Annotated in this window: 28 protein-coding genes, 1 tRNA gene and 1 riboswitch; of the genes, 15 read left to right on the top strand and 14 right to left on the bottom strand. The window is 31.0% G+C overall.

Translation table 11 applies throughout. From position 1 onward, the window contains the following. Window positions 1–57: 57 nt before the first annotated feature. Entirely contained in the window at window positions 58–471 is a 414-nt protein-coding gene (locus tag BR66_RS0106555) for an RrF2 family transcriptional regulator (protein WP_026882194.1), read from the bottom strand. Window positions 472–628: 157 nt separating this feature from the next. Beyond that, window positions 629–1066: a MarR family winged helix-turn-helix transcriptional regulator gene (locus BR66_RS0106550; RefSeq protein WP_026882193.1), complete on the bottom strand. Its 438-nt coding sequence runs from the start codon at window positions 1064–1066 to the stop codon at window positions 629–631. 268 nt (window positions 1067–1334) lie between these two features. Between BR66_RS0106550 and BR66_RS0106545 the strand changes: the two genes are divergently transcribed. The 3 genes from BR66_RS0106545 to BR66_RS0106535 are packed head-to-tail and all read left to right on the top strand — an operon-like array spanning window position 1335 to window position 3176. After that, window positions 1335–1658 (top strand): PadR family transcriptional regulator, encoded by a 324-nt coding sequence (locus BR66_RS0106545; RefSeq protein WP_026882192.1) that lies wholly within the window; start codon window positions 1335–1337, stop codon window positions 1656–1658. Next, on the top strand, window positions 1651–2241 hold the full coding sequence (locus BR66_RS0106540) for an HAAS signaling domain-containing protein (RefSeq protein ID WP_026882191.1): 591 nt from the start codon (window positions 1651–1653) through the stop codon (window positions 2239–2241). The genes BR66_RS0106545 and BR66_RS0106540 overlap by 8 nt, the downstream gene beginning before the upstream one ends. Before the next feature lie 8 nt (window positions 2242–2249). Beyond that, the gene (locus BR66_RS0106535) at window positions 2250–3176 is read left to right on the top strand and encodes a DUF4097 family beta strand repeat-containing protein (RefSeq protein WP_026882190.1); all 927 of its coding nucleotides are present in this window, start codon (window positions 2250–2252) and stop codon (window positions 3174–3176) included. Window positions 3177–3261: 85 nt separating this feature from the next. Here BR66_RS0106535 and BR66_RS0106530 read toward each other — a convergent pair whose 3' ends face one another. Next, window positions 3262–4059, bottom strand: coding sequence for a nitroreductase family protein (locus tag BR66_RS0106530; protein ID WP_026882189.1), 798 nt, complete (start codon window positions 4057–4059; stop codon window positions 3262–3264). Window positions 4060–4320: 261 nt separating this feature from the next. On the opposite strand from BR66_RS0106530, the gene BR66_RS0106525 reads away from it, so the two are divergent. Together BR66_RS0106525 and BR66_RS0106520 are read left to right on the top strand one after the other, a co-directional pair. Beyond that, window positions 4321–5184 carry a VIT1/CCC1 transporter family protein gene (locus BR66_RS0106525; protein ID WP_026882188.1) on the top strand — a complete coding sequence of 288 codons (864 nt, stop codon included), beginning with the start codon at window positions 4321–4323 and terminating at the stop codon, window positions 5182–5184. Between the two features lie 167 nt (window positions 5185–5351). After that, complete coding sequence (locus BR66_RS0106520; RefSeq protein ID WP_026882187.1) at window positions 5352–5993, top strand: pentapeptide repeat-containing protein; 642 nt, start codon at window positions 5352–5354, stop codon at window positions 5991–5993. A gap of 282 nt (window positions 5994–6275) precedes the next feature. Here the strand turns inward: BR66_RS0106520 and gad are convergent, their stop codons facing one another. Next, window positions 6276–7661 carry a glutamate decarboxylase gene (gene gad, locus BR66_RS0106515; protein ID WP_026882186.1) on the bottom strand — a complete coding sequence of 462 codons (1386 nt, stop codon included), beginning with the start codon at window positions 7659–7661 and terminating at the stop codon, window positions 6276–6278. A gap of 230 nt (window positions 7662–7891) precedes the next feature. Here gad and BR66_RS23290 point away from each other — a divergent pair, with 230 nt between their 5' ends. The 3 genes from BR66_RS23290 (at window position 7892) to BR66_RS26385 (ending at window position 9414) form a co-directional block, all read left to right on the top strand. After that, entirely contained in the window at window positions 7892–8278 is a 387-nt protein-coding gene (locus tag BR66_RS23290) for a hypothetical protein (RefSeq protein ID WP_035795617.1), read from the top strand. 203 nt (window positions 8279–8481) lie between these two features. Continuing rightward, on the top strand, window positions 8482–8871 hold the full coding sequence (locus BR66_RS23285; protein WP_242841118.1) for a 4Fe-4S double cluster binding domain-containing protein: 390 nt from the start codon (window positions 8482–8484) through the stop codon (window positions 8869–8871). Between the two features lie 168 nt (window positions 8872–9039). Continuing rightward, entirely contained in the window at window positions 9040–9414 is a 375-nt protein-coding gene (locus tag BR66_RS26385; protein ID WP_242841117.1) for a nucleoside triphosphate pyrophosphohydrolase family protein, read from the top strand. A gap of 135 nt (window positions 9415–9549) precedes the next feature. Here the strand turns inward: BR66_RS26385 and BR66_RS0106495 are convergent. From BR66_RS0106495 to BR66_RS0106485, 3 genes are all read right to left on the bottom strand, one after another. After that, a tRNA-Trp gene (locus BR66_RS0106495) sits at window positions 9550–9624 on the bottom strand. Window positions 9625–9688: 64 nt separating this feature from the next. Beyond that, entirely contained in the window at window positions 9689–10069 is a 381-nt protein-coding gene (locus BR66_RS0106490) for a zinc ribbon domain-containing protein (protein WP_026882184.1), read from the bottom strand. Between the two features lie 26 nt (window positions 10070–10095). Beyond that, window positions 10096–11019: a metal ABC transporter substrate-binding protein gene (locus BR66_RS0106485; protein ID WP_026882183.1), complete on the bottom strand. Its 924-nt coding sequence runs from the start codon at window positions 11017–11019 to the stop codon at window positions 10096–10098. A gap of 142 nt (window positions 11020–11161) precedes the next feature. Between BR66_RS0106485 and BR66_RS0106480 the strand changes: the two genes are divergently transcribed. The 5 genes from BR66_RS0106480 (at window position 11162) to BR66_RS0106460 (ending at window position 15932) form a co-directional block, all read left to right on the top strand. Beyond that, the gene (locus tag BR66_RS0106480) at window positions 11162–12409 is read left to right on the top strand and encodes an HD-GYP domain-containing protein (RefSeq protein WP_026882182.1); all 1248 of its coding nucleotides are present in this window, start codon (window positions 11162–11164) and stop codon (window positions 12407–12409) included. Between the two features lie 65 nt (window positions 12410–12474). Then, window positions 12475–12933, top strand: a complete 459-nt coding sequence (tsaE, locus tag BR66_RS0106475; protein ID WP_026882181.1) for a tRNA (adenosine(37)-N6)-threonylcarbamoyltransferase complex ATPase subunit type 1 TsaE — start codon at window positions 12475–12477, stop codon at window positions 12931–12933. Next, complete coding sequence (tsaB, locus tag BR66_RS0106470) at window positions 12930–13643, top strand: tRNA (adenosine(37)-N6)-threonylcarbamoyltransferase complex dimerization subunit type 1 TsaB (RefSeq protein WP_026882180.1); 714 nt, start codon at window positions 12930–12932, stop codon at window positions 13641–13643. The genes tsaE and tsaB overlap by 4 nt, the downstream gene beginning before the upstream one ends. After that, on the top strand, window positions 13636–14085 hold the full coding sequence (rimI, locus tag BR66_RS0106465) for a ribosomal protein S18-alanine N-acetyltransferase (RefSeq protein WP_026882179.1): 450 nt from the start codon (window positions 13636–13638) through the stop codon (window positions 14083–14085). Before tsaB ends, rimI begins: the two co-directional genes overlap by 8 nt. Before the next feature lie 464 nt (window positions 14086–14549). Next, window positions 14550–15932 (top strand): radical SAM/SPASM domain-containing protein, encoded by a 1383-nt coding sequence (locus BR66_RS0106460; protein WP_026882178.1) that lies wholly within the window; start codon window positions 14550–14552, stop codon window positions 15930–15932. Window positions 15933–16054: 122 nt separating this feature from the next. Here BR66_RS0106460 and BR66_RS0106455 read toward each other — a convergent pair whose 3' ends face one another. The 3 genes from BR66_RS0106455 to BR66_RS0106445 all read right to left on the bottom strand — a co-directional run bounded on the left by BR66_RS0106455 (window position 16055) and on the right by BR66_RS0106445 (window position 19954). Next, window positions 16055–16690 (bottom strand): ECF transporter S component, encoded by a 636-nt coding sequence (locus tag BR66_RS0106455; protein ID WP_341350063.1) that lies wholly within the window; start codon window positions 16688–16690, stop codon window positions 16055–16057. A 156-nt stretch (window positions 16691–16846) separates the two neighbouring features. Continuing rightward, window positions 16847–16964, bottom strand: a riboswitch (FMN riboswitch). 76 nt (window positions 16965–17040) lie between these two features. Beyond that, window positions 17041–17739 carry a DNA alkylation repair protein gene (locus BR66_RS23280; protein ID WP_051624127.1) on the bottom strand — a complete coding sequence of 233 codons (699 nt, stop codon included), beginning with the start codon at window positions 17737–17739 and terminating at the stop codon, window positions 17041–17043. A gap of 58 nt (window positions 17740–17797) precedes the next feature. Beyond that, window positions 17798–19954, bottom strand: coding sequence for a Tex family protein (locus tag BR66_RS0106445; protein WP_026882176.1), 2157 nt, complete (start codon window positions 19952–19954; stop codon window positions 17798–17800). A gap of 211 nt (window positions 19955–20165) precedes the next feature. On the opposite strand from BR66_RS0106445, the gene BR66_RS0106440 reads away from it, so the two are divergent. Next, window positions 20166–21527, top strand: coding sequence for a M28 family metallopeptidase (locus BR66_RS0106440; protein ID WP_026882175.1), 1362 nt, complete (start codon window positions 20166–20168; stop codon window positions 21525–21527). Window positions 21528–21621: 94 nt separating this feature from the next. Here BR66_RS0106440 and hemL read toward each other — a convergent pair whose 3' ends face one another. Next, complete coding sequence (gene hemL / locus BR66_RS0106435) at window positions 21622–22914, bottom strand: glutamate-1-semialdehyde 2,1-aminomutase (protein ID WP_026882174.1); 1293 nt, start codon at window positions 22912–22914, stop codon at window positions 21622–21624. A gap of 251 nt (window positions 22915–23165) precedes the next feature. Between hemL and BR66_RS0106430 the strand changes: the two genes are divergently transcribed. Then, window positions 23166–23723, top strand: coding sequence for a DUF4825 domain-containing protein (locus BR66_RS0106430; RefSeq protein WP_026882173.1), 558 nt, complete (start codon window positions 23166–23168; stop codon window positions 23721–23723). 66 nt (window positions 23724–23789) lie between these two features. Here BR66_RS0106430 and pdxT read toward each other — a convergent pair whose 3' ends face one another. From pdxT to BR66_RS0106415, 3 genes are all read right to left on the bottom strand, one after another. After that, window positions 23790–24368 carry a pyridoxal 5'-phosphate synthase glutaminase subunit PdxT gene (pdxT, locus tag BR66_RS0106425; RefSeq protein ID WP_026882172.1) on the bottom strand — a complete coding sequence of 193 codons (579 nt, stop codon included), beginning with the start codon at window positions 24366–24368 and terminating at the stop codon, window positions 23790–23792. A gap of 1 nt (window position 24369) precedes the next feature. Beyond that, entirely contained in the window at window positions 24370–25239 is an 870-nt protein-coding gene (gene pdxS, locus BR66_RS0106420) for a pyridoxal 5'-phosphate synthase lyase subunit PdxS (RefSeq protein ID WP_026882171.1), read from the bottom strand. A 166-nt stretch (window positions 25240–25405) separates the two neighbouring features. Next, window positions 25406–25939: a TetR/AcrR family transcriptional regulator gene (locus BR66_RS0106415; RefSeq protein WP_026882170.1), complete on the bottom strand. Its 534-nt coding sequence runs from the start codon at window positions 25937–25939 to the stop codon at window positions 25406–25408. Between the last annotated feature and the right edge of the window lie 26 nt (window positions 25940–25965).

The following is a 25965-nucleotide window of genomic DNA, read 5'->3' as shown; positions in this document are numbered from 1 at the left end:
GCCGGACACTGTCCCGCTTTTATCACTTATAAAGATTATATTCCTTGAATTATTTTCCTAATATTTCCCACATTTAAGATTTTGAAAATTTATTTTTTCTAGCTCATTTAAGAGTTTTTGCTGTACTCCTGCTAATGCTCTATGAATTTCACATGGTCCTTTCTGTTTTGCATTGCAAAATTGTGGATCAATTAAACAACGGTTAACAGAAATAGGCCCATCAATAGCTTCAACAACATCCTTCACTGTAATTTCTTCTGGAAGTTTGTTTAGAGCATAACCTCCATTTACTCCTCTATAGGATTTGATGATTCCTGAATCCATAAGTTTTCTTATAAGTTTTAATAAAAATCTTAATGGAATTCCATCATGTTCTGACATAGTTCCCGCATCCATCCTATCACCATACTCCAATTTTGATAGGCAAAGTACAACTCTTAATCCATAATCAGCTTCTTGGGTTATTTTCATATATTTCTCCTCGAAAGTGCACTTAATATATATATTTTATATATACTACTATTATGTTAATTTGTCAATAATAAGGTATCTAAAACAATTTAAACTGACATACTAACCTGTTATTTTTTCAAAATTTCTAAGGTGCATCAGCAATATAATAAAAAAATCAAGGCACCAATGCCTCAATTTTAGAAAGTAATACTGTGAAAGTGTTCATCTCTTCTTTCCCTAAATATTGTTCAATAAAATTTTGTGCTGCTAGCCAAAGTGGTGTAGCTTTTTCTAAAACTTCAAACCCTTTATCCGTAAGTTTTAGCTGACGGCTTCGAGTACCCTTGTTTGCCATATCTATAATAAAACCTTTCTCTTCTAGTGGTTTAATATTTCTTACAATAGTAGTCCTGTCTAACCTAATCTCTAAGGCTAAATTACTCACACTTATAGGTCCTAGTTTGTTTATATTATTAAGTAACAAATATTGGCTTACCTTAATTCCACTTTCTGAGAGCATTTCATCATAAACTTCAGTAATAGCTTGAGATGCTCTTCTTAAATTAATACAATTACATGTGGCGGATTGTTTTTTATGGATTTTATTATCCAATTTATCACCTTATTCCATTTTAGTGTACTTACACTATTAAGAGTTTACGATAATAACATTTTTTTGTCAATATCTTCACTACAAACCCTTATAAAAGAAGGCTTTATTTTTGCATAACTTATATATTGCTTTACATTATTAATGTACCTTGAAAAAATAAAAAGCTAAGATATATTGATTGGTATCTTGTAATAAACAGTACTAAATGGTATAGTATATTCATGGTAAATATAAACAAATAATTGTAACTTACAAGGAGTGTGACTAAATGAACACACAATTAAAAAAAGGTATTCTTGAACTTTGTGTATTAGCTGTGTTAGATAAAAAAGACTGTTATGGCTATGAGCTAGTAAATGAAATTTCAAAAAACATTGAAATTTCTGACGGTACTATTTATCCAATACTTAGGAGACTTAATCAAGAAGGTTATTTTACAACATACCTTCAGGAATCCCAAGAAGGACCGCCCAGAAAGTATTATAAATTAACAGAGCTTGGTAAAAATACCAAAGAGCAGCTTTTAAAAGAATGGTTTGATTATGTTAAAGAAGTTAATAGTATTGTGATGGAGGGTGGTTCAAATGAATAAAAAGGAATTTTTACACATTTTAGAAATGTCTCTTAGTGATTTCAAAGATGAAGATAAAAAAGAAATATTATATGACTATGAGGAACACTTTAGAATAGGTGAAGAAAGCGGAAAAAGTGAAGAAGAATTAATAAAAGAACTAGGTGATCCAAATAACATAGCTAATCAATATAGAACATCAAACAAACAAGAAAATAATGATGGGTCAAAAAATAAAACAGAAGAAGACAACCCAATTATTGTACCTATAATTGCCACTTGTGGTTTATTATTTTTCAATCTTATATTCATCTTGGGACCATACCTTGGTATAGCTGCAAGCATACTAGCGTTATTTGTTTCAGCTATTGCTGTTATTATTGCTGGAATAGGAACTATACTAGTCACGATTTTATCACCTTTTTTTCCACTGTATATTGGTGTGCCAAATGGAATTTCAATTTTGGGAATAATACTTCTTGGAATTGGAGTAACTGCCCTTGGTTTATTGTTTTTAATAGGCATGTGTTATGTATGTAAGTATTTTTATAAAGGAACTGTTAAATATATAAATTGGAATCTAACAATTATAAAGGGTAGGTGATAAAAATTATGAATTCTTTAAAAAAATTCAACGTTAAAAAAGTAGTAATATATCTTTTAGGAATAATGTTTGTAACACTTGGTCTTGGAACTTTGATAATGCTACAAACAGGAACAAATTTGATAAAAGGAACAAAACCTAACCACACTGTAAATGATTCTAAAACTTCAAGTCTTACTGGTATAGATGAAATTGATGTAGATGTTTCTTCTAGTGATATAAATATAATTCCAGAAAGCACATCACAGGTTAAAGCTCACTTTTATGGAGGCGTGACCTCCGGTAGTAGCTATAAAAGTCCTAAAATTCAATGCTACAAATCTGGTAACACTTTAGTTATAAAGCAGGTTGAGCCTCACATGTTTTTTGGATTTTCTAACTCGAATTTTAAACTTGATGTGTACATTCCATCTGGTTATAATAAAAATATTAAGCTAGTATCCTCTTCAGGAGACATAAACATAAATGTTAATGGTTATCATTTTAATAAGCTTGATTGTAATCTAAGCTCTGGAAGCTTAACAATAAATGATCTTACTGCTGATACCTTTAAGTATTCAAGTAGTTCAGGAGATTTAAAAGCTGATAAATTAACTACAAAAACCACTGCATTAGATTCATCTTCTGGATCTATTAATATTAATATGTTCAGTGGCGATTTAACATCAGAAAGTTCTTCTGGGGATTGCAAAATAAAATATGCGGATTTTCATAATAATATAGATGTGCATTCTTCCTCTGGCGAAATTGAACTTACGCTACCTAAATCTGCCCAGTTTGATTTAAATGCCGAGGCAAGCTCCGGAGATGTATCATGTGACTTTCCCGTAACTGTTTCTGGGAAGAATGAACACAAACTTCGAGGCATTGTAGTAAATGACAAAAATAAAATTAAACTTGATGCTTCTTCTGGGGATATAAAAATACTTAATTAGTTCATATAAATTATAAAGATGCCATGAAAATTATTTTCATGGCATCTTTATTTTTAGTACTGGATAATTACTAAAGAGTTTTCTATTAAATAAAGGTAACTTCCAAGGGATTTCTATCTACAAGTCTATTAAAACTGTATTTTGGATATCCAACCATAACTGCTCCTGTTATTCTTTTTCCTTCTGGAATATTGAACAATTTAAGCATTGGTGAATCTGGAAGCAATGCGCAAACCTCAAATAATCCAGCCCAGCATGAACCAAGTCCTAAAGAAGGTGCATATAACTCTAAATAAGCCAAAGAAAAAATAGAATTTTCTCTTCCTCTTGAGAAGTCTTTATCTGCAGTTGTTAAAACTAGATTTGGTGCCCCACGGAAAATCCCATCAACTCCAAATTCTCTGTAAGCATTAGTAAGTCCTTTAAATCTATCTTTAAGCTGAGAAGTTTCCATCCACTTAATAGTTTCTTCAAGTGCTTCTTTAACTACTTTTGTGTCAAGTATTGCTACAAATGATACTCCTTGCGCATTGCTACCAGTAGGTGCAAGTCTCGCAATATTAACTAACTTTGTGAGTTCTTCTTTAGATACTGATTCCTCTTTATAAGTTCTTATGGATCTACGAGATCTTAAAAAATGTTCAGCTTCAGCAGCATCTAATTTAGGAAAATCTTTTGAATTGATTTGACTAGCCAAAGGTGATTTAATATTATCTATAGCCTCTTTTGGGCATACAGCAGTACAATGTCCACAGGCAATACACGAATCTGCTGAAATTGCTTCTGGTCCTTTTTGTCCCATTTTAAGTACAAATGTTGGGCATTCCTTAATACATAATCCACACTTAATACATTTATCTTCATTTACAGTTATAAGACTCATTTTTTTAATCTCCTCTTCACAATCATTTTATATGTATATGCATATATTATATTGTTATTACACCATTGTCAAGTATGGTATTTATTAAAACTCCTCTTTATTTTAACCTCTTTACCATGTTTGTATATAAAAATTTTTAATGGTAAAATGCAGGTGTGTACTGTTAGTTTCCATAAAATAATGAGTCCTATTTTATTTTTGGTCTCTTTTAACTATATTTTTAATTTAAACTACCATTCTAAACTTTAAGGAGGAAATTTAATGAATTACCATGAAAATCAGAATCTAAAAAAACATATATTTCTTCAAAGAATAGAACTTACTCATTCAAATGTATATTTTAGGTTGAGTAAAACAATCAAAAATCCCCAAAATAAAGCAACCTTAATGCTACTTTCTGAGCAAGAAAAAGCGGATTATAATATATGGAAAAATTATACTAATATTGATGTAAAACCATTTAAGCTTTATGAATTATTTTATTATTTATGTTCATTAATATTGGGAATTACCTTTGGAGTAAAACTAATGGAAAAAGGTGAGGATAACCTTGAAACTGAATTAATAAAGTCTATTGTAACGGAAACAGATTTAGGCATTATTTTAGAACATGAACAGCAACAAGAAAAAGAATTAGTTGGAATAATAAATGAGGAAAAACTTAATTATGTTGGTTCCATAGTTCTTGGGTTAAATGATGCCTTAGTTGAACTTACGGCTATGCTTTCTGGTATTACCTTTGCAATTCATGATTCTAGAACAGTTATAGTTACAGCTTTCATTACTGGAGTTGCAGCAGCTTTTTCTATGGCTGGTTCCGAATATCTCTCCTCAAAAGCTGATGGTGAAACAAAAAATGCAAGGGTATCTGCTATAATTACTGGCCTTGCCTATATGTTTACAGTGGTAATTTTACTATTGCCCTACATGTTATTCTCTAACCTTTATATAGCTTTATTATTTACTATTATAAATGCTATATTAATAATCTTTTTATTTAATTTTTATATTTCAGTGGCAAAAGATTTGAATTTCAAAAAAAGATTTGGCGAAATGTTGACTATAAGTTTGGGGGTATCTTTCTTATCCTTTTTAATAGGTTTATTGATAAACAAAGTTTTTTGACAAGTTTCAAGTTAATAAAATGCCACTATAACCTTGACTTTTATTGAAATTGTGTATAATATTTATAATGAAATATGAGAGCTTCTGACCACTTCTTAAAATTGGTTGGAAGTTTTTTTCAAGTAATAAAAAAAGCAAATAAGTGTGTTTGCTGTGGAGGTTTAAAAATGGCTACTAATCGAAGTGTTAAGGGTAATTTTGTTTACAACAATATAGAGAAGATAGGTAAAAACTTTATGTATAAAAATTTTGAGCGAAGCAATTGCTATAATTGTAATTTTTCAAACTCTAATTTTAATTATACAAGTTTTAGAGGTGCACATTTTAAATCCTGTGATTTTTTTCAGTCTACGTTCAAATGGGCTGAGTTCATTGGAACAAATCTTAAGGGCAGTGATTTCAAAAATGCTATTTTTGAAAATGCTATTTTTGATTCTGTTAATTTAGCTGGTGTAGATTTCAAAGATGCAGAATTCAAAAATACGATATTTTTATCAACTGATGTGAACAGTGCTAAAAACTTTGATGCTGAAAAATACGATATCAAAATTTATGATAAAATGCCAAAACTAGAACTTAGTGATGAACTTGAAACAGCTGTTAAAGATGTAATGGAGAATAAATATGTAAAAAAATCCAGAGTTCTTGATACAAAAGATGGTCACATCAACATAATAAACTTAATGATATTATTAGAAAACTTTGATGAGAAATCTTTAATTAAAGGATTTAATCTAATTGAAGCTGAACTAGATTGTGATTTTTACACATTAAGTTATTTGATCAAGTTTTTGAAAAAAAATATGTAATATGTTCCATTTTAATGGTCATATTTAGCTAAACAAAATAAAAGTAGTAAGATTTTTTCATATCTTACTACTTTTATTTTAGTGTTAACGAAAATTTCAATTTTCAATCTAAAAAATAGCACTTAGGGGGGACCTAAGTGCTAAATACTATATTTAAAGGGGTAATCTTTAATTACTATAGTTACATATTAAACTATATATATGACAATTCTATGTCCTTATTAAATACTATTTGTAAATACTTATTATTTTCGCTATTTTTTTAATTCATATATTTTTACCCTAGTGGTGAAAACTAATTTTTTCCGAATTGTTTAATCCTGGATTACATTTTAAATACTCTAATTCCTTACGTAAATCACGAAGTAGTAAATATATCATATCGCGACTAACGCCATGACGAATTAAAATACGTTGTACTGTGGTATTCTCTCGATTACTTGGAAGTGGATAAGATGCTATTTGCCAACCATGCATTCTTAACCTATCCGAAAGATCATAAAGTGAAAAACCCGCTTTTTTTTCATCCTTTAGTGAATAACAAACTGTTGGTATACCACCATGACCATCATATAATATTTCTAGTAAATCTATGGTTTTCAGTTGTTCTCCTAAATACTGAGCAGTACTAGCACAATCTTTTTGAATTGCAGTATAACCTTCACGACCTAGTCGCAAGAAATTATAATATTGAGCGATAATTTGACCTGCTGGTCTTGAGAAATTTAAAGCAAAGGTTGGTAATTCTCCTCCCAAATAATCAACATTAAATATCAGCTCCTTTGGTAAATCAGCTACAGTTCTCCAAATAACCCAACCCACACCAAGAGGAGCCATTCCAAATTTATGACCTGAAGCATTAATTGATTTAACCCTAGGTATACAAAAATCCCACTTTAAATCTTTATGTATAAATGGGGCTATGAATCCTCCACTAGCTCCGTCTACATGAATGGGAATATCCCACCCTGTTTCATTTTGAATACTATCTAAAGCTTTTGCAATCTTCTCAACTGGCTCATATATGCCAGTAAATGTACTACCTAGAGTGACCACTACGCCAATGGTATTCTCATCACAATAATTCTTTAATTGATCGGCCTGCATACCTAATGCATCAGCTGTTATAGGAATTTCTCTAATTTCAACATCAAAATATCTTGCGAATTTATGCCAACATATCTGTACTGGTCCACATACAAAGTTAGGCTTATTTGTTGGCTTTCCTTCAGCTTCAAGGCGCTTTCTCCACTGCCATTTAAGTGCTAGACCTCCAAGCATTGCTGCTTCACTAGATCCAGTTGTTGAACACCCAATGGTATCATTTTTTTCTGGTGAATGCCATAGATTAGCTAATATACTAACACATCTCTGTTCAATTTCAGCAGTTTGTGGGTACTCATCCTTATCTATCATGTTTTTGTCAATTGACAAATCCATAAGTTCACGAACTTCATCTTCCATGTATGTAGTACAAAAAGTTGCTAAATTTTGACGTGCATTTCCATCCATAAAAAGTTCATCCGCCACCATTTGCTTAATTACATGAGGATCTGACATTTTTTCTGGCAGCTGATTTTTAGGAAGCTGTCTCTGAGATATTGAATTAGTGTACAAATCTTTAATTCCTTCTTCATCCCTCTTTTTCTTGTAATGATGTAATGCCATATTTCACTCCACCTCTCATACCCATAATTTAATAAAAATCCAAATAATTGATTTCATTGCTTTATCTTAATTATAATAGAGTTCATAATTTAAATATAGCTTTATTTAAATTAATTATCCACCTTATTATTTATGCTGTAACGTGATTGTAACTTGTCACTATTATGGGTAACTTTATCCTTGGTAAATCATACAATAAAAATGTAGATAATTAAAATTCGGGAGGAATTATGGTTAACAGAAATGAAACTGATACTTCGCGCATTAGTACTGAAAAACAAAATGATTCAACTGAAAAATATATTAGTCCCATTGACAACAACATTGATCCTGTAGATTCTCCTATTTATGATGATAATGAATCATTGACATGCCCATTTGATACGTACAGACTAGATAACAATGATGACCCAATGACTTATGATTATTCTTCTAATCGACCAATACAACCAGGACCCTATTCACCTAGACCTGTTCGCCCTTTACCTTATCCACCTCGTCCTATTCGTCCTCAGCCAATTTGGCCTCAGCCTTGGCCCTACCCTTCTAATGTGCATTATATAATACATCATCATCACCACTTTTATCATAACAGGCCTCATGACGGCAATTGGTAAATGTTATTAATAAAGTGTTCTACTTGTTGTTAAAAAAATACTTGAAAAGCCCACAGAATTTTTTCTGTGGGTTCTCTATTAAATAACCGATCAATGGTAAGAATAATATTTGTTATATAAATGGTGAAAGCAGCTTCTATTGGATTGGCGTATACCTATCAGATATGCCCTGCGAAAATGATTCTTGGGATAAATATACTACTATGGGCATGTGTGAAAACTGCGATTTGTGCTTAAAAAATTGCCCCACAGGTGCAATAGCTAATGACAGATTTATAATACATACAGACAAATGTATCACACTGCATAATGGAAGCAATGAAGAATTTCCAAAATGGCTAAACTCAAAGTGTCATAACTCAATAAGGGGTTGTATGTGCTGTCAACTTATTTGCCCTGCAAATAAGAATTATATTAAAAACATAGAAGATTTCGCTAAATTTGATGATTGTGAGACAAGAATGATATTATCAAAAACTCAATTAGATGAACTGCCCCAAATAACTTATAAAAAGTTGGAATCAATCAATTTTATAGAATATTATAACTTGCTTGCTCGTAATTTAAATGTTCTAATAGGCTATCGGCACTAAATAATACAGCATAATTGAATAATATATTTCACAATTAAAATTAAAACATTAAAATCATTTATAATATGACATGGTGTTGTCATGTTATAAATGATATTCTTTAATTATAAAGAAAGGAGCAATTATAATAATTTACAAAATAGGAGTATATGATTGGTTTAATCGTAAATGGAAATAAATTCAAGATTAATAAGAAAAATAAAATTTATATATGGAGATGAGGAATACATGAAAGATATAAACTTTAGTAATATAATAGAACGTTCCATTAAAATACGAGAAAATTATCATAAATTAGAAAATCAATATCATGGTAAAGAGTGGACGGTAGAAGAAGATGCCCTTGCTTTTTTGACAGATGCTGGGCTAGTTGGTCGATTGACTATGGCTCAACAGAATCGGTGGCCCCAAGGCGGGGATACAGTAGATGATCTGGAGCATAAACTTAGCGAATGCATTTGGTGGCTAATTGTTCTTGCAGATCGTATGGATATAGATATCAGTACATCATTGGATGATTTTTTATCTAAACTTCAGAATTAGTTAATAAACTGCTAAATAGATATCATAGGTGAATGTAATTGTTTTTATTAATTTAGGTAGGCATAAAAAAAGCTACATTTAAGCTGTATTAACATACAGTTTAAATGTAGCTTTCTCAATAGTTTCCAAGTATTATGGCAGGGGTACTAGGATTCGAACCTAGAATCAATGGTTTTGGAGACCACTACTTTACCGTTGAGCCATACCCCTAAGACATTAATATTATAACTTAAAAAATCAAGAATTGCAATAGTTTATTATTTTAGGTTTTAGATTATCTTAATTTATTACCACAATGAGGACAAAATTCAAATCTTGCTTCTACTGATTTCCCACAGTTATAGCATAATATATTAGTTTTACATGAATTATCCTCAACTATGGTCATGTTTAAATTATTTAAGATAGAATCTTTTCCATGTTCTAAATCTTCTCCTTGTACCTTATCAAGCTGGAATACACTTCCACAACATTCTGAAATCATCATATACCTTTCATCCCACTTGAAAATTGGGATGAAAAACAGTTGAAAATATTTATACGTTTTTACAAGCCTGTATGATGTAAGTTTTCCACAGGCTTTACATATCAAATTAGGGATAACTCTTAGTTTCTTTTCTTTATTGGCGATGCCCATAATTCCTATAAAAAACATTTTTTGCCTCCCTGCTTAGGCTTATACTATTTCGTTGCGGCTGTTAGACTTGCAATATTTTGTTTAAGCATATTAATATAACTTATATTACCATCATAAACCACTAACTTTACAGTTTTCATATTATATTTATCAATTATATCTCTATTTTGATTTAGGTCGTTATCATCGTCATAAATGAAGCATAATTTTTTATTGTCATCCTGCTCACTGCGAATTTCTTGCTCATCATCTGAAGAAATTGCAGCTTGGTCATTTCTATAAAATTTTATACTTTTTATACTCACACTACTTGTCATATAATTAAATTTGTCCACATCAGTTACTAATGTATATTGTTTCATTTTGCTTGATAAATTATTCAATTTGGTTATGTAGTCATCAACTTCCTTAATTGAATTTTTAAAGTTATTTTCGTATGTAACATTGTTTTTTGGATCTTTTTCCTCTATAGCATTTTTAATATTTAAGAGCATGATTCCGTAATTATCTGCATCCATCCAATAATAAGGGTTTTTCTTTCCGTAATCTTTATCTATCTTGTTTTCATAATTGGTAGTTTTAACCCCTCTTGAAACATTAGTTATTCCAACTTTACTCTTATCTACTGCATTTAAAAAGGCATCTGACCAATCTTCAAAACCAGCTCCGGCATAAATGAATAGATCTTGTTTACCAATATTTGCAATACTATCATTAGTGAATTTAAAATCTTTTTCTTCACTTTCATCTTTAAACATAAAATCCACATTATTGTTACTACCAGCTATATCCTTTACCATTGTATAAAGGTATTTATTTGTAACCATAATATCAAGCCCAACTCCAACTGAATATGTTTCCTTACTGCCTTGTGCATTTACGTCTATATTTCTATTGTTTTTACACCCCGTTATGAGTACAGCTATTATAATTAATACTATAAAAAAGGATTTTCTCAATTTTTTCACCTCTGAATTTAAAGTTCTTTATATATTATACTTTAATTTCCACCATACATAAACATTTTTTATTTATTCTTATATTGGTAATTTACTTTATACCCAAATATGTTAAAATGTAATTGCATAATATTTTAGGTGGGATAAGATGATGAATATAAATTTAGATAAAACGATTAGAGCTATGGCAGTAGCATTAGATCTAGCACAAATTAGTTCAGTAAAAAATGCAACCATTGTTGAAGATATATCAAACGTAAATTTTTCAAAACATAATTATCTAAATCATTCAAAGCGTACTACATATATTGCATTAAAACTAGGAGAACATTTTAATCTATCCGAAATTACTATGCAGAAATTGTACATAACAGCGCTATTGCATGATATTGGAGCTGCGAATTCATTAAAGGAAAGTCATATTTCAAATACTTTTGTTATAGAACATTGTAAAAAGGGTTCTGAAATAATTAAAGATTTCCCTGTTTATAGCAATATTAGTCCTTTGATTCTATTTCATCATGAGAATTTTGATGGAAGTGGTGCTATGGGTTTAAAAGGCGATGAAATCCCTTTTGTTAGCCAACTTATAAGACTTTCAGATTTAGTTGAACTACTATATTCTGAGAAGAGTCCTTCGCATGTGCAAAAAAATAGTATAATTGAATGGGTAAAATCAAATTCCAATTCTATTTTTTCACAAGAACTGGTAGATGGTTTTTTATATATAGCTGAAATAGATATATTTTGGTTTGACATTGAAAATATATCATTTATGGATTTTATTTTAGATAACATATCTCCTAAACTTGGCATTTCACTTGATTTATTTCAATTTGAAAAAATAGCTTACATTTTGGCAAGTATAATAGATAACAAAAGTGCTTTTACAGCTAAGCACTCTAGAGGTATTGCAGATCTAGCCTATATGGTTTCAAAACATGTAGGTTACTCAGACGAAAAATGTCTTCAAATGAAGATTGCTGGCCTCCTTCATGACATTGGAAAACTTGCAATCCCAAATTCCATCCTTGATAAGAACGGTAGCTTAACAGAAGATGAGTTTTCTATTATTAAATCTCATGTTTATTTTACAAAAGTTATTTTGGATAGAATTGAAGACATAAGAGAAATAAGCGATTGGGCCTCAAATCACCATGAGAAATTGAATGGTAATGGATATCCACGAAAACTAGATGCACCTAAACTTTCAGAAGAATGTAGGATAATGTGTGTCTGCGATATATATCAAGCGCTTACTGAGGACAGGCCATATAGAAGTGGACTAAATAGTCATAGAGCTCTTGCTATCCTTGATGGAATGATTGATGATGGGTTAATTTGTAACGATGCTTTAAATAAATTGAAAACAACTTTAGTGGAAAATGGTTTTATCTGAAAAATTATGCCACTTTCTTTTCTTTTTTTGTTTTTTAGGATAAAATGTTATTGAGGTGAATTCTTGTGGAATTTATAGTTAACAATGAAAGTATGACATTGGAACTTGGTTCAAAACTAGGTTCTCTTTTGAATAAAGGTGATATTATATGTCTTAATGGCGACCTTGGTACTGGTAAAACTCATTTTGCAAAGGGCATTGCAAAAGGACTTTTAATAGATGAATATATAACCAGTCCTACCTTTAACATAGTAAATGAATATACTGGTAGATTAAAACTATATCATTTTGATGTTTATAGAGTAAATGATCCTGATGAAATCTATGCCATTGGCTTTGACGAATATATATTTAGCGATGCTGTTAGTATAATCGAATGGTCAAGTTATATTGAGGAGCTTATACCAGATGAGCATATTTCAATTAGTATTGAAAAGCTTCCCAGTCGTGGAATTGATTTTAGAAAAATAGTAATAAACCACGTTGGAGATAGATACAATTATATAGAGGGGATAACACTATGAAGATTTTAAGCATAGATACAGCTACGCAAGCAGCCTCTTGTGCAGTAATTGAAGATGATAAACTACTTGGAGAAATTACTTATAATTATAAAAAACAACATTCAGTTATTTTGATGACTATTATAGATACTTTACTCAAAAACGTAAATACAAGTATAGATGACATTGATGGTTTTGTGGTTTCAAAAGGTCCAGGTTCCTTTACAGGCCTTAGAATTGGCATGTCTACAATAAAGGGTTTAAGCCAAGGTACTAACAAACCTTTTGTTGGAATTTCTTCCTTAGATGCTTTGGCATATAATCTTGCTTATACAGATGGAATTATATGTCCAATTTTAAATGCACTTAGAGGAAATGTTTATACAGCTCTTTACGTCTTTAATGGTGTAAGATTTGAAAAGCTTACTGAATACCTACTTATATCCATAGATGAGCTTTTTGCCTTAATCAAAGAATATAATAAACCTGTAACTTTTATAGGTGATGGTATATCCATCTTTAAAGAAAATATTGAAAACTCTCTTCTGGATGTTAAATTGGCACCGACTCATTTAAATATAGCACGTGCTGCTGCTTTAGGTGAGCTTGGCCTTAAAAAATTATTAAAGGGTGATTTTGATGACTTGTTCACTAGTGCACCGACATATATCAGAAAATCTCAAGCTGAGAGAGAATATGAAGAAAAGACCGGTAAAGATGTAAATGATTGATTTGATAGCAGCCCCATTTGAAAAAAAATATTTAGATTCAATACTTTGTATTGAAAACAAAAGTTTTCATGATCCTTGGAGCAAAGATTCTATGGAAAAAGAGCTCTACAATAGTTTTGCTAGATATGTTGTAATTCTAAAGGATAATCAAGTTATTGGCTATGGTGGAATGTGGCTTATTTTAGATGAGGGTCACATTACAAATATTGCTGTTCATCCAGACTTTAGAGGTTTGGGAGCTGGAAATCTAATAATGGAATCACTTATAGCAACTTGTCTTTTAGAAGATATTATAGCTCTAACTCTTGAAGTCAGAGCATCAAACACTGTTGCACAAAATCTCTATTACAAATATGGTTTTGTCCTTGAAGGTATTAGAAAAGGCTACTACGGTGATAACAAGGAAGATGCTCTTATACTTTGGAAAAGAAAGCTGAAATGAGAATGAACAGATATAAGTGATAAATTAAAACTCTTAACAAAATGAAAATAGAGCTGTTGTACTAATTTCTTAGTGCAACAGCTCCTTTTTATTTATTTATTTATTTATTTATTTATTTATTTATTTGTTTGTCCATTTATTGCTGGTTTACCTAGAAATATATATTTTATTTAATAGATCCTATGTAACTTCGAATACGATTACTATAGATACTTTTGTTCATATGCACAAAAAAAATATGATATATTCAATTCAAATCAACATTGTATAATGATGTAAATGGGTATAAAATTATACTAATATATTTATTTGGTGCATATGAACAAATTAGCAAATGAATATATATTCTTAGATTATATTCAGAGGGGGAATCATTTTATAAATTATTAGATTGTATACAGAAGATTAATCATTTTAAGTAATTATTTTAAGTAATTAGATTATGTACATGGGAGGAATTATTTATGGAACTAAAAGATACCTTGGAAAAAGTAGCCAAGCAAACAGTTATAAACAAGATTGTGGGATATCTAGATAAAAATCCCGAGGAAAATATGGATAAGATATTTAGTGCTATTCGTTTCTTAACAAAAGATGAGTTTGCACTATCTCAAATTGACTTTGTTTATAACTACTATAAGAATGACAAATCAAAACATGATTTTATTCAGAATATTTTAAAAAATACTGATAAAAAATGTTTAAAGAAACTTTTTACTAATTTTTTTGCTAATGCTAATTGGTACGCAGGGCCAAAAAGGCAAAAATATTTGGATAAAGAAAATACAGGAATTCCATTTGTTATGTTAATAAGTCCATCTATGAGGTGCCCACTTCATTGTAAAGGATGTTATGCCTCAAGTTTTAGCAAAAAAGATGATATACCACCTGAAGAAGTTGATAGAATAATAGGAGAAGCAAGAGAACTTGGAATTTATTATATTATAATTCTTGGTGGTGAACCATTTTTTAATGATTATTTGCTTGATATATATGAGAAGTATGATGATATGATGTTTACACCATTTACCAGCGGACTTCTTTTAACTGATAAAATAGCGGACAGGCTTAAAAAGTGTGGAAATGTCATACCTATGCTTTCAGTTGAAGGTTTTGAAAAGGATACTGATGATAGAAGAGGTAAGGGAACTTATAAAAAAGTTTTAAAAGCTATGGACCTGCTTAATGAAAGAGGAATTTTATTTGGTGTATCTTCAGCTGTGACAAGAACTAACATAAATGCTGTCGTAAGTGATGAATTTACAGACATGCTTATTAAAAAAGGTTCAAAAATGAGCTGGTACTTTTTATTTATGCCTGTAAATGGTGATGATAATGATTTTGATATGATGCTCACAGCGCAGCAAAGAGATTTACTGGGCAAAAGATGCAGAGAAATAAGAGACTCAAAACAATATTTCACAATTGATTTCTTTAATGATGCACCATATATTGGAGGGTGTATTGCAGGAAAGTACTACTTTCATGTTAATTCCAAAGAAGATGTTGAACCATGTGTATTTTCTCATTTTTCTACAGTTAATTTAAAAGGAAGACATCTTATTGATGCATTTAGGGATCCATTCTTTAAAAAATTGAGATCCATTCAACCATATAATAAGAATATGTTACGACCTTGCATGATGATAGATAATACTGAGGTTATACGTCATGTTTGTAAAGAAACTGGAGCCAAACCTGATGATCTTGGTGCAGAAAAAATGCTAACTGACCCAATATTCCATGAAAAAATAACAAAAAGTGCACATGAATTTATACCCTATGCAGAAAAAACTTGGAAAGATGTTTTTAACGAAAAAGGAAACGACAAGCTTTCAAAAGGATAATTTCTTTTATGAAACGTACGTAGATTTGTGTGTAAATCAAATCTACGTACGTTCTTTTATCTACTTTTCTGCCCTAGCAGAAAAGTTTCATTAACTTGTCTTGTCACTTTGAACTGTTCTTTTCAGCTTATTTTTGACTCTGCTTTTTGTAGTTGGTCTTCAGCGGCTTCTTTATGAATAAACGGTGAAACCTTCTTATACACTGCCATGGTTATAACTGAGACAACTATCCCTTTTAGAATGTTGAATGGCAATATTGATAATACAAGAAAAGAATTAAAACTAGTTATATGAGAATTTATTTTTGATCCCATAGCAACTACTGCCACTTCTGGAAAATGTAATAGCGTTTCATAAAGTGGAAATACTATAAAATAGTCTATTATACATGTACCTATTGACATCACAATAACCCCAGTAATTAAGCCAAAAACCGCATTAGCTTTTGTCTTTTTTCTCCTATATATTAATGCAGCAGTGCTGGCAAGTAGTGCTCCCGCTACGAAATTTGCAAATTCTCCTATGAATGCACTGCCACCTACAAATAAACCGTGTAATATATTTTTTATAAGTTCTATTACAATTCCTGCTACTGGTCCAAATATAAAGGCTCCTATAAGTGCTGGTAAATCACTTATGTCCAGTTTTAAAAACGTTGGAAATATTGGTATTGGTATTTCAATAAACATAAGCAGAAACCCTATTACACTTAGCATTGCAACTTTTGTCATAAAATTTAATTTTGAATTTTTCATTATTTTCCTCCAAATTTGACCTCTCCAAAGATTTTTGGCGATTCCCCATGCTTATAATCCATCAGTCTACTTCTAATATATAAGTTTCAACTGTTTCACAAAGGCGTCTAAAAAAGCCCTAACTAAAAAAGTTAGGGCTAATAAACGCAATAAGCACGTGTTTATCTTCTTTATCCAGACTATACTGTCGGCATCGGAGTTTCACCGAATCATACCAAAATTTGGTCCGCGGGCTATAACCGCCGGTAGGGATTTTCACCCTGCCCTGAAGATTGTCTTTATTTTATTTTAATCTAATTATAATTAATTTTCACTGTAAAATCAATGGTAATTTTATTATTCTATAATAATTTTTATTTTCTCTTTAAAGATTTCACAAATACTTTGTCTTCTGCACTTACTCTTGTTGATTCTATAATTTTTTGACAAGCCTTGTTAATAGTCCACTTATCAATAGCAGTTACATTTATGAATTCTACTACTCTTTCTTTGTTTACAATGTAAAGTGAACTTAAAAGCCATGCTTCGCCCATTTTTACATAATAATGATCGATTGATATATTTTCAATATCAGCAAGCATTTCCTCTAAATATTTTTGTTCATTAAAGTATTCTACATATATTATAAGCCCAAATCTTACTACCCATGGTTTTTTTGATTTTACACATTTATTAGCTAATTTATAAAACACATCAATATTGGCTAATACTAATTTTTTAAGTGATGTAACAAAACAATCACAAAGGGACCAGTTGTTCATTCTGTTAATATGCCTATTTATATACCAAAGCATTTGTCTAGTATCTTCATATTCAGAATATGCAGTTATAAATCCTTCAAGTAATTTATCTTCGTATACATCACTACTATTAAGCTTATTACGAAGCAAAGCAGTATCCTCATCAAGTGCTATTTTTTTTGCTATATCTTTTAGAATAGGTAGTCTTACCCCATAAGATTTTCCTGTATCTGGTATAATTCTAGAATTAAATTTTTTGTATTTTTCGTCACTGTTCTCTAATAATATTTTAGTTAGTTCCTCGTAATTCATAAATTTATTCTCCTTTGCGAAATAGCCAAATGTTTATAAGTTGACATATTTAATGTTTTTATTTTTTCATTGAAAGTGATATTCTATTTCTCTTTTCATCTATTTCTAAAACTGAAACTTCAACAATGTCACCGACTTTAACGATGTCTAAAGGATGCTTTACAAATTTGTTTGAAAGCTCACTTATGTGCACAAGTCCATCTTGGTGAACTCCAATGTCAACAAAGGCTCCAAAATCTGCAACGTTTCTTACGGTTCCTGTAAGTACCATTCCTAGTTTTAGCTGATTTATATCAACTATACCTGTTTTAAGTACTGGTTTTGGCATATCTTCTCTTGGATCTCTTCCTGGTTTTTTAATTTCTTTAATTATATCTGAAAGTGTTGGTGTTCCAATAGATAACTTATCTGCAAGTGTGTCGAGCCCTATAAATTTAACTTTATTATCTATATCTACGATACTCCCGTTTTTTATATCTATTTCGGAATACCCTAATATCTCCAGAAACTCTTTTGTGGCTTTATAAGATTCAGGATGCACTGATGTATTGTCAAGTGCTTCCTTGCTTTCCATAACTCTTAAAAAACCTGCACATTGCTCAAAAGCTTTTGGTCCAAGCCTTTTCACCTTTAAAAGTTCTTTTCTACTACTAAATTTACCTTTTTCTTCTCTATATTCAACTATATTTTTCGCAATATTAGCATTAATACCTGATATATAAGAAAGTAATGATGGTGTTGCTGTATTTAAATCAACTCCAACATTGTTAACACAATCTTCCACTACACCACTTAGAGATTCATCCATTTTTTTAGGATTAACGTCATGTTGATATTGACCTACTCCTATAGACTTTGGATCTATCTTAACAAACTCTGCAAGTGGATCTTGAAGTCTTCGTCCAATGGAGATTGCTCCTCTTAGTGATACATTTATATCGGGATACTCTTTGCTTGCAAGCTCAGATGCTGAATATACAGATGCTCCAGCCTCTGAAACTATAACATAATATAGTTCCATGCCTTTTTCTTGTTTAACCTCTTTTATAAGTCTTGCTACTATCTCTTCTGATTCACGACTTGCAGTACCATTTCCAAGTGATATCATCCCTACATTATGCTTATAAATAAGCTTTTTCAGAACTTTAATGGAACCTTCAACATCATTTTGAGGTGCTGTTGCATATATTGTTGCTGTATCTAAAAGCTTTCCTGTATCATCAAGCACTGCTATCTTACATCCAGTTCTAAACCCTGGATCATAACCTAAAACTGCTTTTCCTTTGATAGGTGATTGCATCATAAGTGCTTTTAAATTAGCTTTAAATATGCTAATTGCACCATCTTCCCCAACTTCAGAAAGTTCAGATCTAATTTCCCTTTCTATTGAAGGATAAATAAGCCTCTTTAATGAGTCCCTAACGCTTTCCTCTATTAATTCATCTGCATATTGATTACCTTTTAAACATTTTGTTTTTAAATAGTCAATTATTTTATCATTATTGCAAGTTATTTTTACAGATAATATCTTTTCCTTTTCCCCTCTATTTATTGCAAGAATTCTATGAGGAGGAATTTTACTTACTGATTCCTTATAATCATAATACATTTCATAGGGCGTTGGCTCATTACTTTTTCCAGAAGTCTCAATAATACCTTCTTTTTTAGCATAATGTCTCACCCATTTTCTGTATTCTGCTTCATCAGAAATTATTTCACTCATTACATCTCTAGCACCTTGCAGTGCTTCTTCAATTGAATTCACACCTTTTTCTTCATCAACAAATTCCTTAGCCTTTAATTCAGCATTTTCATCTAATTTCCCGCTAAAAATAGTTTCTGCCAATGGTTTTAGTCCTTTTTCCGTAGCAATAATTGCCCTTGTTCTCTTTTTTTGCTTGTATGGTCTATATAAATCTTCCACCTCTGTAAGAATCACTGCTCTATTAATGCTTTCTTTTAGCTCATCTGTTAATTTTCCCTGCTCTTCAATAGATTTAATCACAGCTAATTTTCTATCATCTAAGTTTCTAATATATATAAGCCTTTCATATAGGTTTCTAAGTAAAGTGTCATCTAGCCCGCCAGTTCTTTCTTTTCTATACCTAGCTATGAATGGTACAGTGCTTCCCTCATCAAGCATCTCTACCACACTATTAACTTGTTTCACACTTATTTTTAGCTCCTCAGCTAATCTCTGGTTTATATTTGTCATTTTAATCCTCCTGATAATTAAATACCCAGCTTAACACATTGAAAATAAAGAGACATACTAGATAAAGTTTTTCATGAAAATTATTGATAAAACTCTTTAAAAATACATTTCTAATTCTCCCAGCTGCAAAAGTTGAGTTAGATATAAGTATATTATATCATTTTTACGCATAGTATGATTAGAGAAATAATAAACCGTTAGGAGTTTTATCGTGAATAAAAAAATAATAACTGCATTTTTAATACTATCATTGTTACTTTTTGCATACAGTATTCAAAAATTTATTTTTACATATCACTTCAATTCTGCACAAGTTAAAAGTAATATTACCTACCTATCCTCAGATGCATTTAAAGGGAGAATGCCTGGAACTTTAGAAAATGAACTTGCCAGCACATATATTAAGTCCCAATTTCAAAGTTCAGGTATAATGCCACTTAGTGCCACATATTATGAAGATTTTAATGTTGTATATCCACAAAAAATTGATGGACTACCCTGCCTAAGAATACTTGACAAAAGTGGAGAAGTAATAAAAAGTTTTCAATATAATAAAGACTTTAAAGAAGATACTTTATCCTTTAAACAAAATCATATTAGCTTTTCCAAGGCTTCCTCCACAAATATAAATAATGATTTTATAAAAATAGTATCAGGCAATAATATTTGTGTGTTTTATGCTCCAACAGATGATAAAATTTCTTTTAGAAGTTCTTTTGATGCAAATAGCAAACTAGCTTTGTTAATCATTGTAAAAAAGGATGTACTTAAATCCATTAAAGATTATCTTAGCAAAGACAATAATGTAGACTGCTATATACCTTACAGAGAAAACACAGCAAAGATAAATAATGTACTTGGATATATAAGTGGACGAGATCCATCTCTTCCTCCAATTGTCATATCGGCACACTTTGATCACATGGGTGAAGATTTCTCTGGAAATATCTATTCAGGAGCTTTGGATAATGCCTCCGGAATAAGTTTTGTTATAGAGATGTCAAAATATATAAAATCTCTTGGTACACCGGATCGAGATATAATTTTTGCTGGTTTTAATGCTGAAGAATATGGTTTTAAAGGCTCTTCTACCTTTGCTAAAACCTATTATTCAAGAATAAAAGATGGTAAAGTATTTAATTTTGATATGATAGGTGGAAGTAGTTCAGTGCCACTTTCTATTATGGGTGCAAAAAAAGACAATACTAATACACCTTTAGTAAATGAAGTGTCAAATATCTGCGGTGAAAGCCATATAAAATATAAATTAATGTTTCAAGATGCCAGTGATCATAGCCCTTTTAGAAGTCTTGGCATTAATGCTGTTACTTTTTGCGATGATGATACATCTAAAATTCATACACCTAGTGATAAAGCAGAATTTATTAATACTAGTTCCATTGACACATGTTATACTGTAGCTTCAAAAGAAATTTTAACCTCTGCTTTCAGTAAAAATCCCATTGTTCTCTATGATAAATTTATCCTTGTATTTTCCGCAGTAGGAAGTGCTTTTGCTGGAATTTATGTTGTACTGATATTTGTGAAAAATAAGAAAAAGCTGCAGAAATAGTTCACACATAGTGGCAAGTGACAAGTTAATGAAGGTTTTCTGCCACAGCAGAAAACCCAATTAAATTTTTATTTTGCCCTAAGTCAAAATTTCCTTAACTTGTCACTGTTTCAAGCGCTGTTCTTGCACATTCAATGGTTTTGTCTATGTCTTTATCGCTATGGCTATTTGATATAAAAAAAGTTTCGAATTGAGCTGGTGGCAAATACACTCCACAATTAAGCATAGCTTTAAAATACTTTGCAAACATTTTTGTGTCACATTTTTTAGCATCTTCATAACTCATGACCTTCTTTTTTGAAAAGAAAAGCGTCATCATGGAGCCAACTCTATTTACTGTGGCATCTATATTGAAATCTTCTATTGCTTTTTCAATTCCTTTTTGAAGTTTTTCTCCTTTTCTTTCAAGTTCTGCATAAACACTTGGGTTATCCTTTAAATATCTCAGCGTTACAAGCCCCGCAGTCATTGAAAGTGGATTACCTGAAAGAGTTCCCGCTTGATATACAGGCCCTACTGGTGATACACACTGCATTATTTCTCTTTTACCACCATAAGCTCCAACAGGAAGTCCTCCGCCTATTATCTTTCCAAAACAAGTAATATCAGGTTCAACCTTATATAAACTTTGAGCGCAGGAGAGCGCAAGTCTGAAACCTGTCATTACTTCATCTATAATAAGAAGACTTTTATATTCCTTAGTTATCTTTCTTACATAATCCATAAATTCTTGAGTTGCTGGAACTACACCCATATTCCCTGAAACCGGCTCCATAATAACTGCTGCAATACGATCTCCATATTCAAGGAATATTTTTTTCACTGATTTCATGTTATTATATTCTGCAACTATAGTATTTTTTGTAACACTTTTGGGTACCCCACTACTACTTGGTACTCCTTGAGTAAGTGCTCCTGAACCTGCTTCTACCAAAAGACTATCTTCATGTCCATGATAGTTGCCTGCAAATTTAACAATCTTGTTTCTACCTGTATAACCTCTTGCAACCCTTATGGCACTCATGGTTGCTTCTGTTCCTGAATTAACCATCCTTATCATTTCTATAGATGGCACTATTTCTTTAATTAATTCTGCCATATCAACTTCAAGTCTAGTTGGTGCTCCGTAACTCAATGATTTATCTATCTGTTCTTTCAATTTGTCCCCTACGAGTTTAATATTGTGACCTAAGATCATAGGCCCATAGGAACCAACATAATCAATATATTCATTTCCATCTTCATCATAAATCTTGCTACCACTAGCACTGACTATAAATGGTGGTGCCATATTCATGTCCTTAAATGCTCTTACCGGACTATTAACGCCCCCAGGAATGCTGACTTTTGCTCTTTCAAATAATTCTTCTGACTTTACATTTTCCACAGTAATTAGCGTTACGCAAAACTGTATTCACGTAACTCCTCCTCTCAAGTTTTATTATATTGTTACTATAATAAATCATACCATAATACTACTAATCTAGGCAAAACATGATGAAAGAAAGTTTCAATTCAACATATATAAAGTTACTTCTGCTTAAACATTAGAAACAATTTTGAAAATAAATTGTCAAGAACTTGAATATACATTATAATATAGTTGGCGTAAAACTAAAAATATGGGGTATTAGTAATATGAAAAAAGCAAAATTTGTAATTATTATATCAATAATAGCGGTCATACTTGGAATGACTTTTTTTCAATTATATTTAATTCCTAAGTTTAGTGACGATAATCTTGAAAATGTTACAAATGACACAGATGCGATTACTCAAGATTTTAATAATGTGTTAATATATAAAACTAAATACATGGGTAACAATAGTAACATTATAAATATCAATAATAATCTACCACTTTCAAACATAAAAAAATCTTTTTCCATTCATCCTGAAACATTTGCAGTTGAAATCAACTACGATGTAAAAGCTTCAAGTATTGAACAGAAAAAGCTTGAACAAGCTATAATTTACAACGCCACTGTAAACTTTGTACTTGTTGGTAACCTAGAGTCTCTTAATCTAAATTTTAACGATATTACCTACACAATTTCAAGAAGTTCACTTAAAAATTGGTATGGCGTAAACCTTTCATCTTTTGAAAATATAGACAAACTAAAAAAAGGAGTTCAATCTAAACTCTCAAATAAAACGTATTTGGATAAATTTATGGAAGAAGTTGTTCAAAAATAAGTGACAAGCCTTAATAAGCAGTGACACTTAAGAGACAGTGACAAGTGACAAGCTTGCCACTTGTTTTCATTGCTTTGTTTTTCTGCATATATTGATGAAGTATCTATGAAACTCCAGATTTTCAGTAAGTTCTGGATGGAATGAAGTAGCCAGAATATCCCCCTGCCTTGCCGCCACTATATTTCCATCTATTTTATGCAAGACCCTTACATTTTCACCTACCGATGTTATATATGGTGCCCTTATAAATACAAATGGAATAGGGATTTTGGAAATTTCTTTTATTATCCCAGAGCTTGTAAAACTATCTATCTGACTACCATAGGCATTTCTTATCACCGTTATATCCATGACTCCTAGAAACTTTTTATCCTCATTCTCAATTTTTTTTGCTAAAAGAATCAAGCCTGCACAGGTTCCCCATGCTGGGAGACCCCATAAAATTTTATTTTTAATTGTTAGCATCATTCCTGTAATTTCAAGTATTTTCCCAATTGCCGTACTTTCTCCACCAGGCATTATTAATCCATCAATATGCTCAAGTTGTTCTTTTTTCTTAACTTCGACAAAGGTATGACCTAAGGCCTCAATATGATGTTTATGTTCAGCTACCCCACCTTGAATAGCAAGGACACCTATTTTCATATTACCAGCCTCTTTCCGAATATTTATCATTTAAATCTTTTATTTCAAGGCTGTCCATAGCTTCTCCTAAGTCTTCTGATACTTCCGCAAGTACTTTTGGATCATTATAATAAGTTGTAGCAAGTACTATTGCTTTTGCTCTTTTCTCAGGATTGGAAGATTTAAATATTCCTGAACCAACAAAAACTCCTTCGGAACCAAGTTGCATCATAAGTGCTGCATCTGCTGGCGTTGCAATTCCACCTGCTGCAAAATTTACAACTGGAAGTTTTCCTTCTTTCCATACATATTTAATTAAATCATAGGGTGCTGAAAATTCTTTAGAAAGACTCATAAGTTCTTGCTCATCAGCGCTTTTAACTCGTTTTATTTCGTCAACCATACACCGCATATGTCTTACCGCTTCAACCACATTCCCAGTTCCAGCCTCACCTTTTGTTCTTATCATTGCAGCGCCCTCGCCAATTCTTCTTAGAGCTTCTCCAAGATTTCTTGCTCCACATACAAATGGAACTTTAAACTCACGCTTATTTATATGAAAACTTTCATCTGCTGGCGTTAATACTTCACTTTCATCTATATAATCTACTTTAAGACTTTCAAGTATTTGAGCTTCCACAAAGTGCCCAATCCTAACCTTTGCCATAACAGGTATTGAAACAGCTGCCTGTATTTCTTTTATCATTTTAGGATCTGACATTCTTGCCACGCCGCCTTCTTTTCTTATATCTGATGGTACCCTTTCAAGCGCCATAACCGCACAAGCCCCCGCTTTTTCTGCAATGATTGCTTGCTCTGCATTAATTACATCCATTATAACTCCGCCCTTTAACATCTGAGCGAGATTTTTGTTAAGTTCATAATTTTCCATAACTCGTAGCCCCCATATATTTAATAATTTACTACATAATATCTCAAAATTAATAAATATCAAAATGTATGGATACAATTAAAAGGTAGTTGCCAGATTTTAAATACTAGTTACAAATTAAGATTTTGGTGCAGGGGTTAAAAATCACACGTATAATTTTTTAATATTATTCATTCATTAAATCGCATATAATTTTTGACATTTCCTCATCACTCTCCTTCATTCCACTATTAGCCCACTCAATTAATACTTTATAAAGCCCTCCTACTAAAAATTCAATAGTATATCTGTCTCTCTCTGGAAAATGTGACTTTTTACATACACTATTCTGGAATAATACATGAAAAAATCCAGTACATCTTTCAAGTATTAAATAATTTAAATTTGAATTATTTAAATTATTTATTAATTTATCCTGTTTTCTAAAATAAGCAAAATAAATTCGTACACTTTCGTAGTTATCAATTTTCTCACTACCTAATATTCGCTTAGCATAGTTTTCTAAAAATTCATCAAGATAATTGGTAATAATATCTTCCATTTTATTATAGTTTCTATAAAAAGCCATCCGTGAAACTCCTGCTTTTTTGGCTAATTCTGTAATAGAAATTTCGTTAAAATTCTTTTGCTCCATTAAAATCATAAGTGCAGTAAAAATACTTTCTTTTGTTATCCCATTTTGTGAGTTCTTATTTATCATAAACAATATCCCCTCTTTTGTAACAC

Origin of the sequence: Clostridium akagii DSM 12554, assembly GCF_000686725.1 — a bacterium.
GTDB lineage: Bacteria > Bacillota > Clostridia > Clostridiales > Clostridiaceae > Clostridium_I > Clostridium_I akagii.
The sequence above is the reverse complement of the archived record's forward strand: the minus strand, read 5'-3'. Positions and strand labels throughout refer to the sequence as shown.

Coding starts and splice junctions, on each gene's coding strand:
- BR66_RS0106540 (WP_026882191.1), top strand. CDS start 1,651: ATGAATAAAAAGGAATTTTTACACATTTTAGAAATGTCTCTTAGTGAT.
- BR66_RS26385 (WP_242841117.1), top strand. CDS start 9,040: ATGGAAATAAATTCAAGATTAATAAGAAAAATAAAATTTATATATGGA.
- BR66_RS23290 (WP_035795617.1), top strand. CDS start 7,892: ATGGTTAACAGAAATGAAACTGATACTTCGCGCATTAGTACTGAAAAA.
- tsaB (WP_026882180.1), top strand. CDS start 12,930: ATGAAGATTTTAAGCATAGATACAGCTACGCAAGCAGCCTCTTGTGCA.
- BR66_RS0106555 (WP_026882194.1), bottom strand. CDS start 471: ATGAAAATAACCCAAGAAGCTGATTATGGATTAAGAGTTGTACTTTGC.
- BR66_RS23280 (WP_051624127.1), bottom strand. CDS start 17,739: ATGAATTACGAGGAACTAACTAAAATATTATTAGAGAACAGTGACGAA.
- pdxT (WP_026882172.1), bottom strand. CDS start 24,368: ATGAAAATAGGTGTCCTTGCTATTCAAGGTGGGGTAGCTGAACATAAA.
- BR66_RS0106520 (WP_026882187.1), top strand. CDS start 5,352: ATGGCTACTAATCGAAGTGTTAAGGGTAATTTTGTTTACAACAATATA.
- gad (WP_026882186.1), bottom strand. CDS start 7,661: ATGGCATTACATCATTACAAGAAAAAGAGGGATGAAGAAGGAATTAAA.
- BR66_RS0106415 (WP_026882170.1), bottom strand. CDS start 25,939: ATGATAAATAAGAACTCACAAAATGGGATAACAAAAGAAAGTATTTTT.
- BR66_RS0106530 (WP_026882189.1), bottom strand. CDS start 4,059: ATGAGTCTTATAACTGTAAATGAAGATAAATGTATTAAGTGTGGATTA.
- pdxS (WP_026882171.1), bottom strand. CDS start 25,239: ATGGAAAATTATGAACTTAACAAAAATCTCGCTCAGATGTTAAAGGGC.
- BR66_RS0106480 (WP_026882182.1), top strand. CDS start 11,162: ATGAATATAAATTTAGATAAAACGATTAGAGCTATGGCAGTAGCATTA.
- BR66_RS0106445 (WP_026882176.1), bottom strand. CDS start 19,954: ATGACAAATATAAACCAGAGATTAGCTGAGGAGCTAAAAATAAGTGTG.
- BR66_RS0106430 (WP_026882173.1), top strand. CDS start 23,166: ATGAAAAAAGCAAAATTTGTAATTATTATATCAATAATAGCGGTCATA.
- BR66_RS0106460 (WP_026882178.1), top strand. CDS start 14,550: ATGGAACTAAAAGATACCTTGGAAAAAGTAGCCAAGCAAACAGTTATA.
- BR66_RS0106490 (WP_026882184.1), bottom strand. CDS start 10,069: ATGTTTTTTATAGGAATTATGGGCATCGCCAATAAAGAAAAGAAACTA.
- BR66_RS23285 (WP_242841118.1), top strand. CDS start 8,482: ATGGGCATGTGTGAAAACTGCGATTTGTGCTTAAAAAATTGCCCCACA.
- BR66_RS0106545 (WP_026882192.1), top strand. CDS start 1,335: ATGAACACACAATTAAAAAAAGGTATTCTTGAACTTTGTGTATTAGCT.
- rimI (WP_026882179.1), top strand. CDS start 13,636: ATGATTGATTTGATAGCAGCCCCATTTGAAAAAAAATATTTAGATTCA.
- BR66_RS0106525 (WP_026882188.1), top strand. CDS start 4,321: ATGAATTACCATGAAAATCAGAATCTAAAAAAACATATATTTCTTCAA.
- BR66_RS0106535 (WP_026882190.1), top strand. CDS start 2,250: ATGAATTCTTTAAAAAAATTCAACGTTAAAAAAGTAGTAATATATCTT.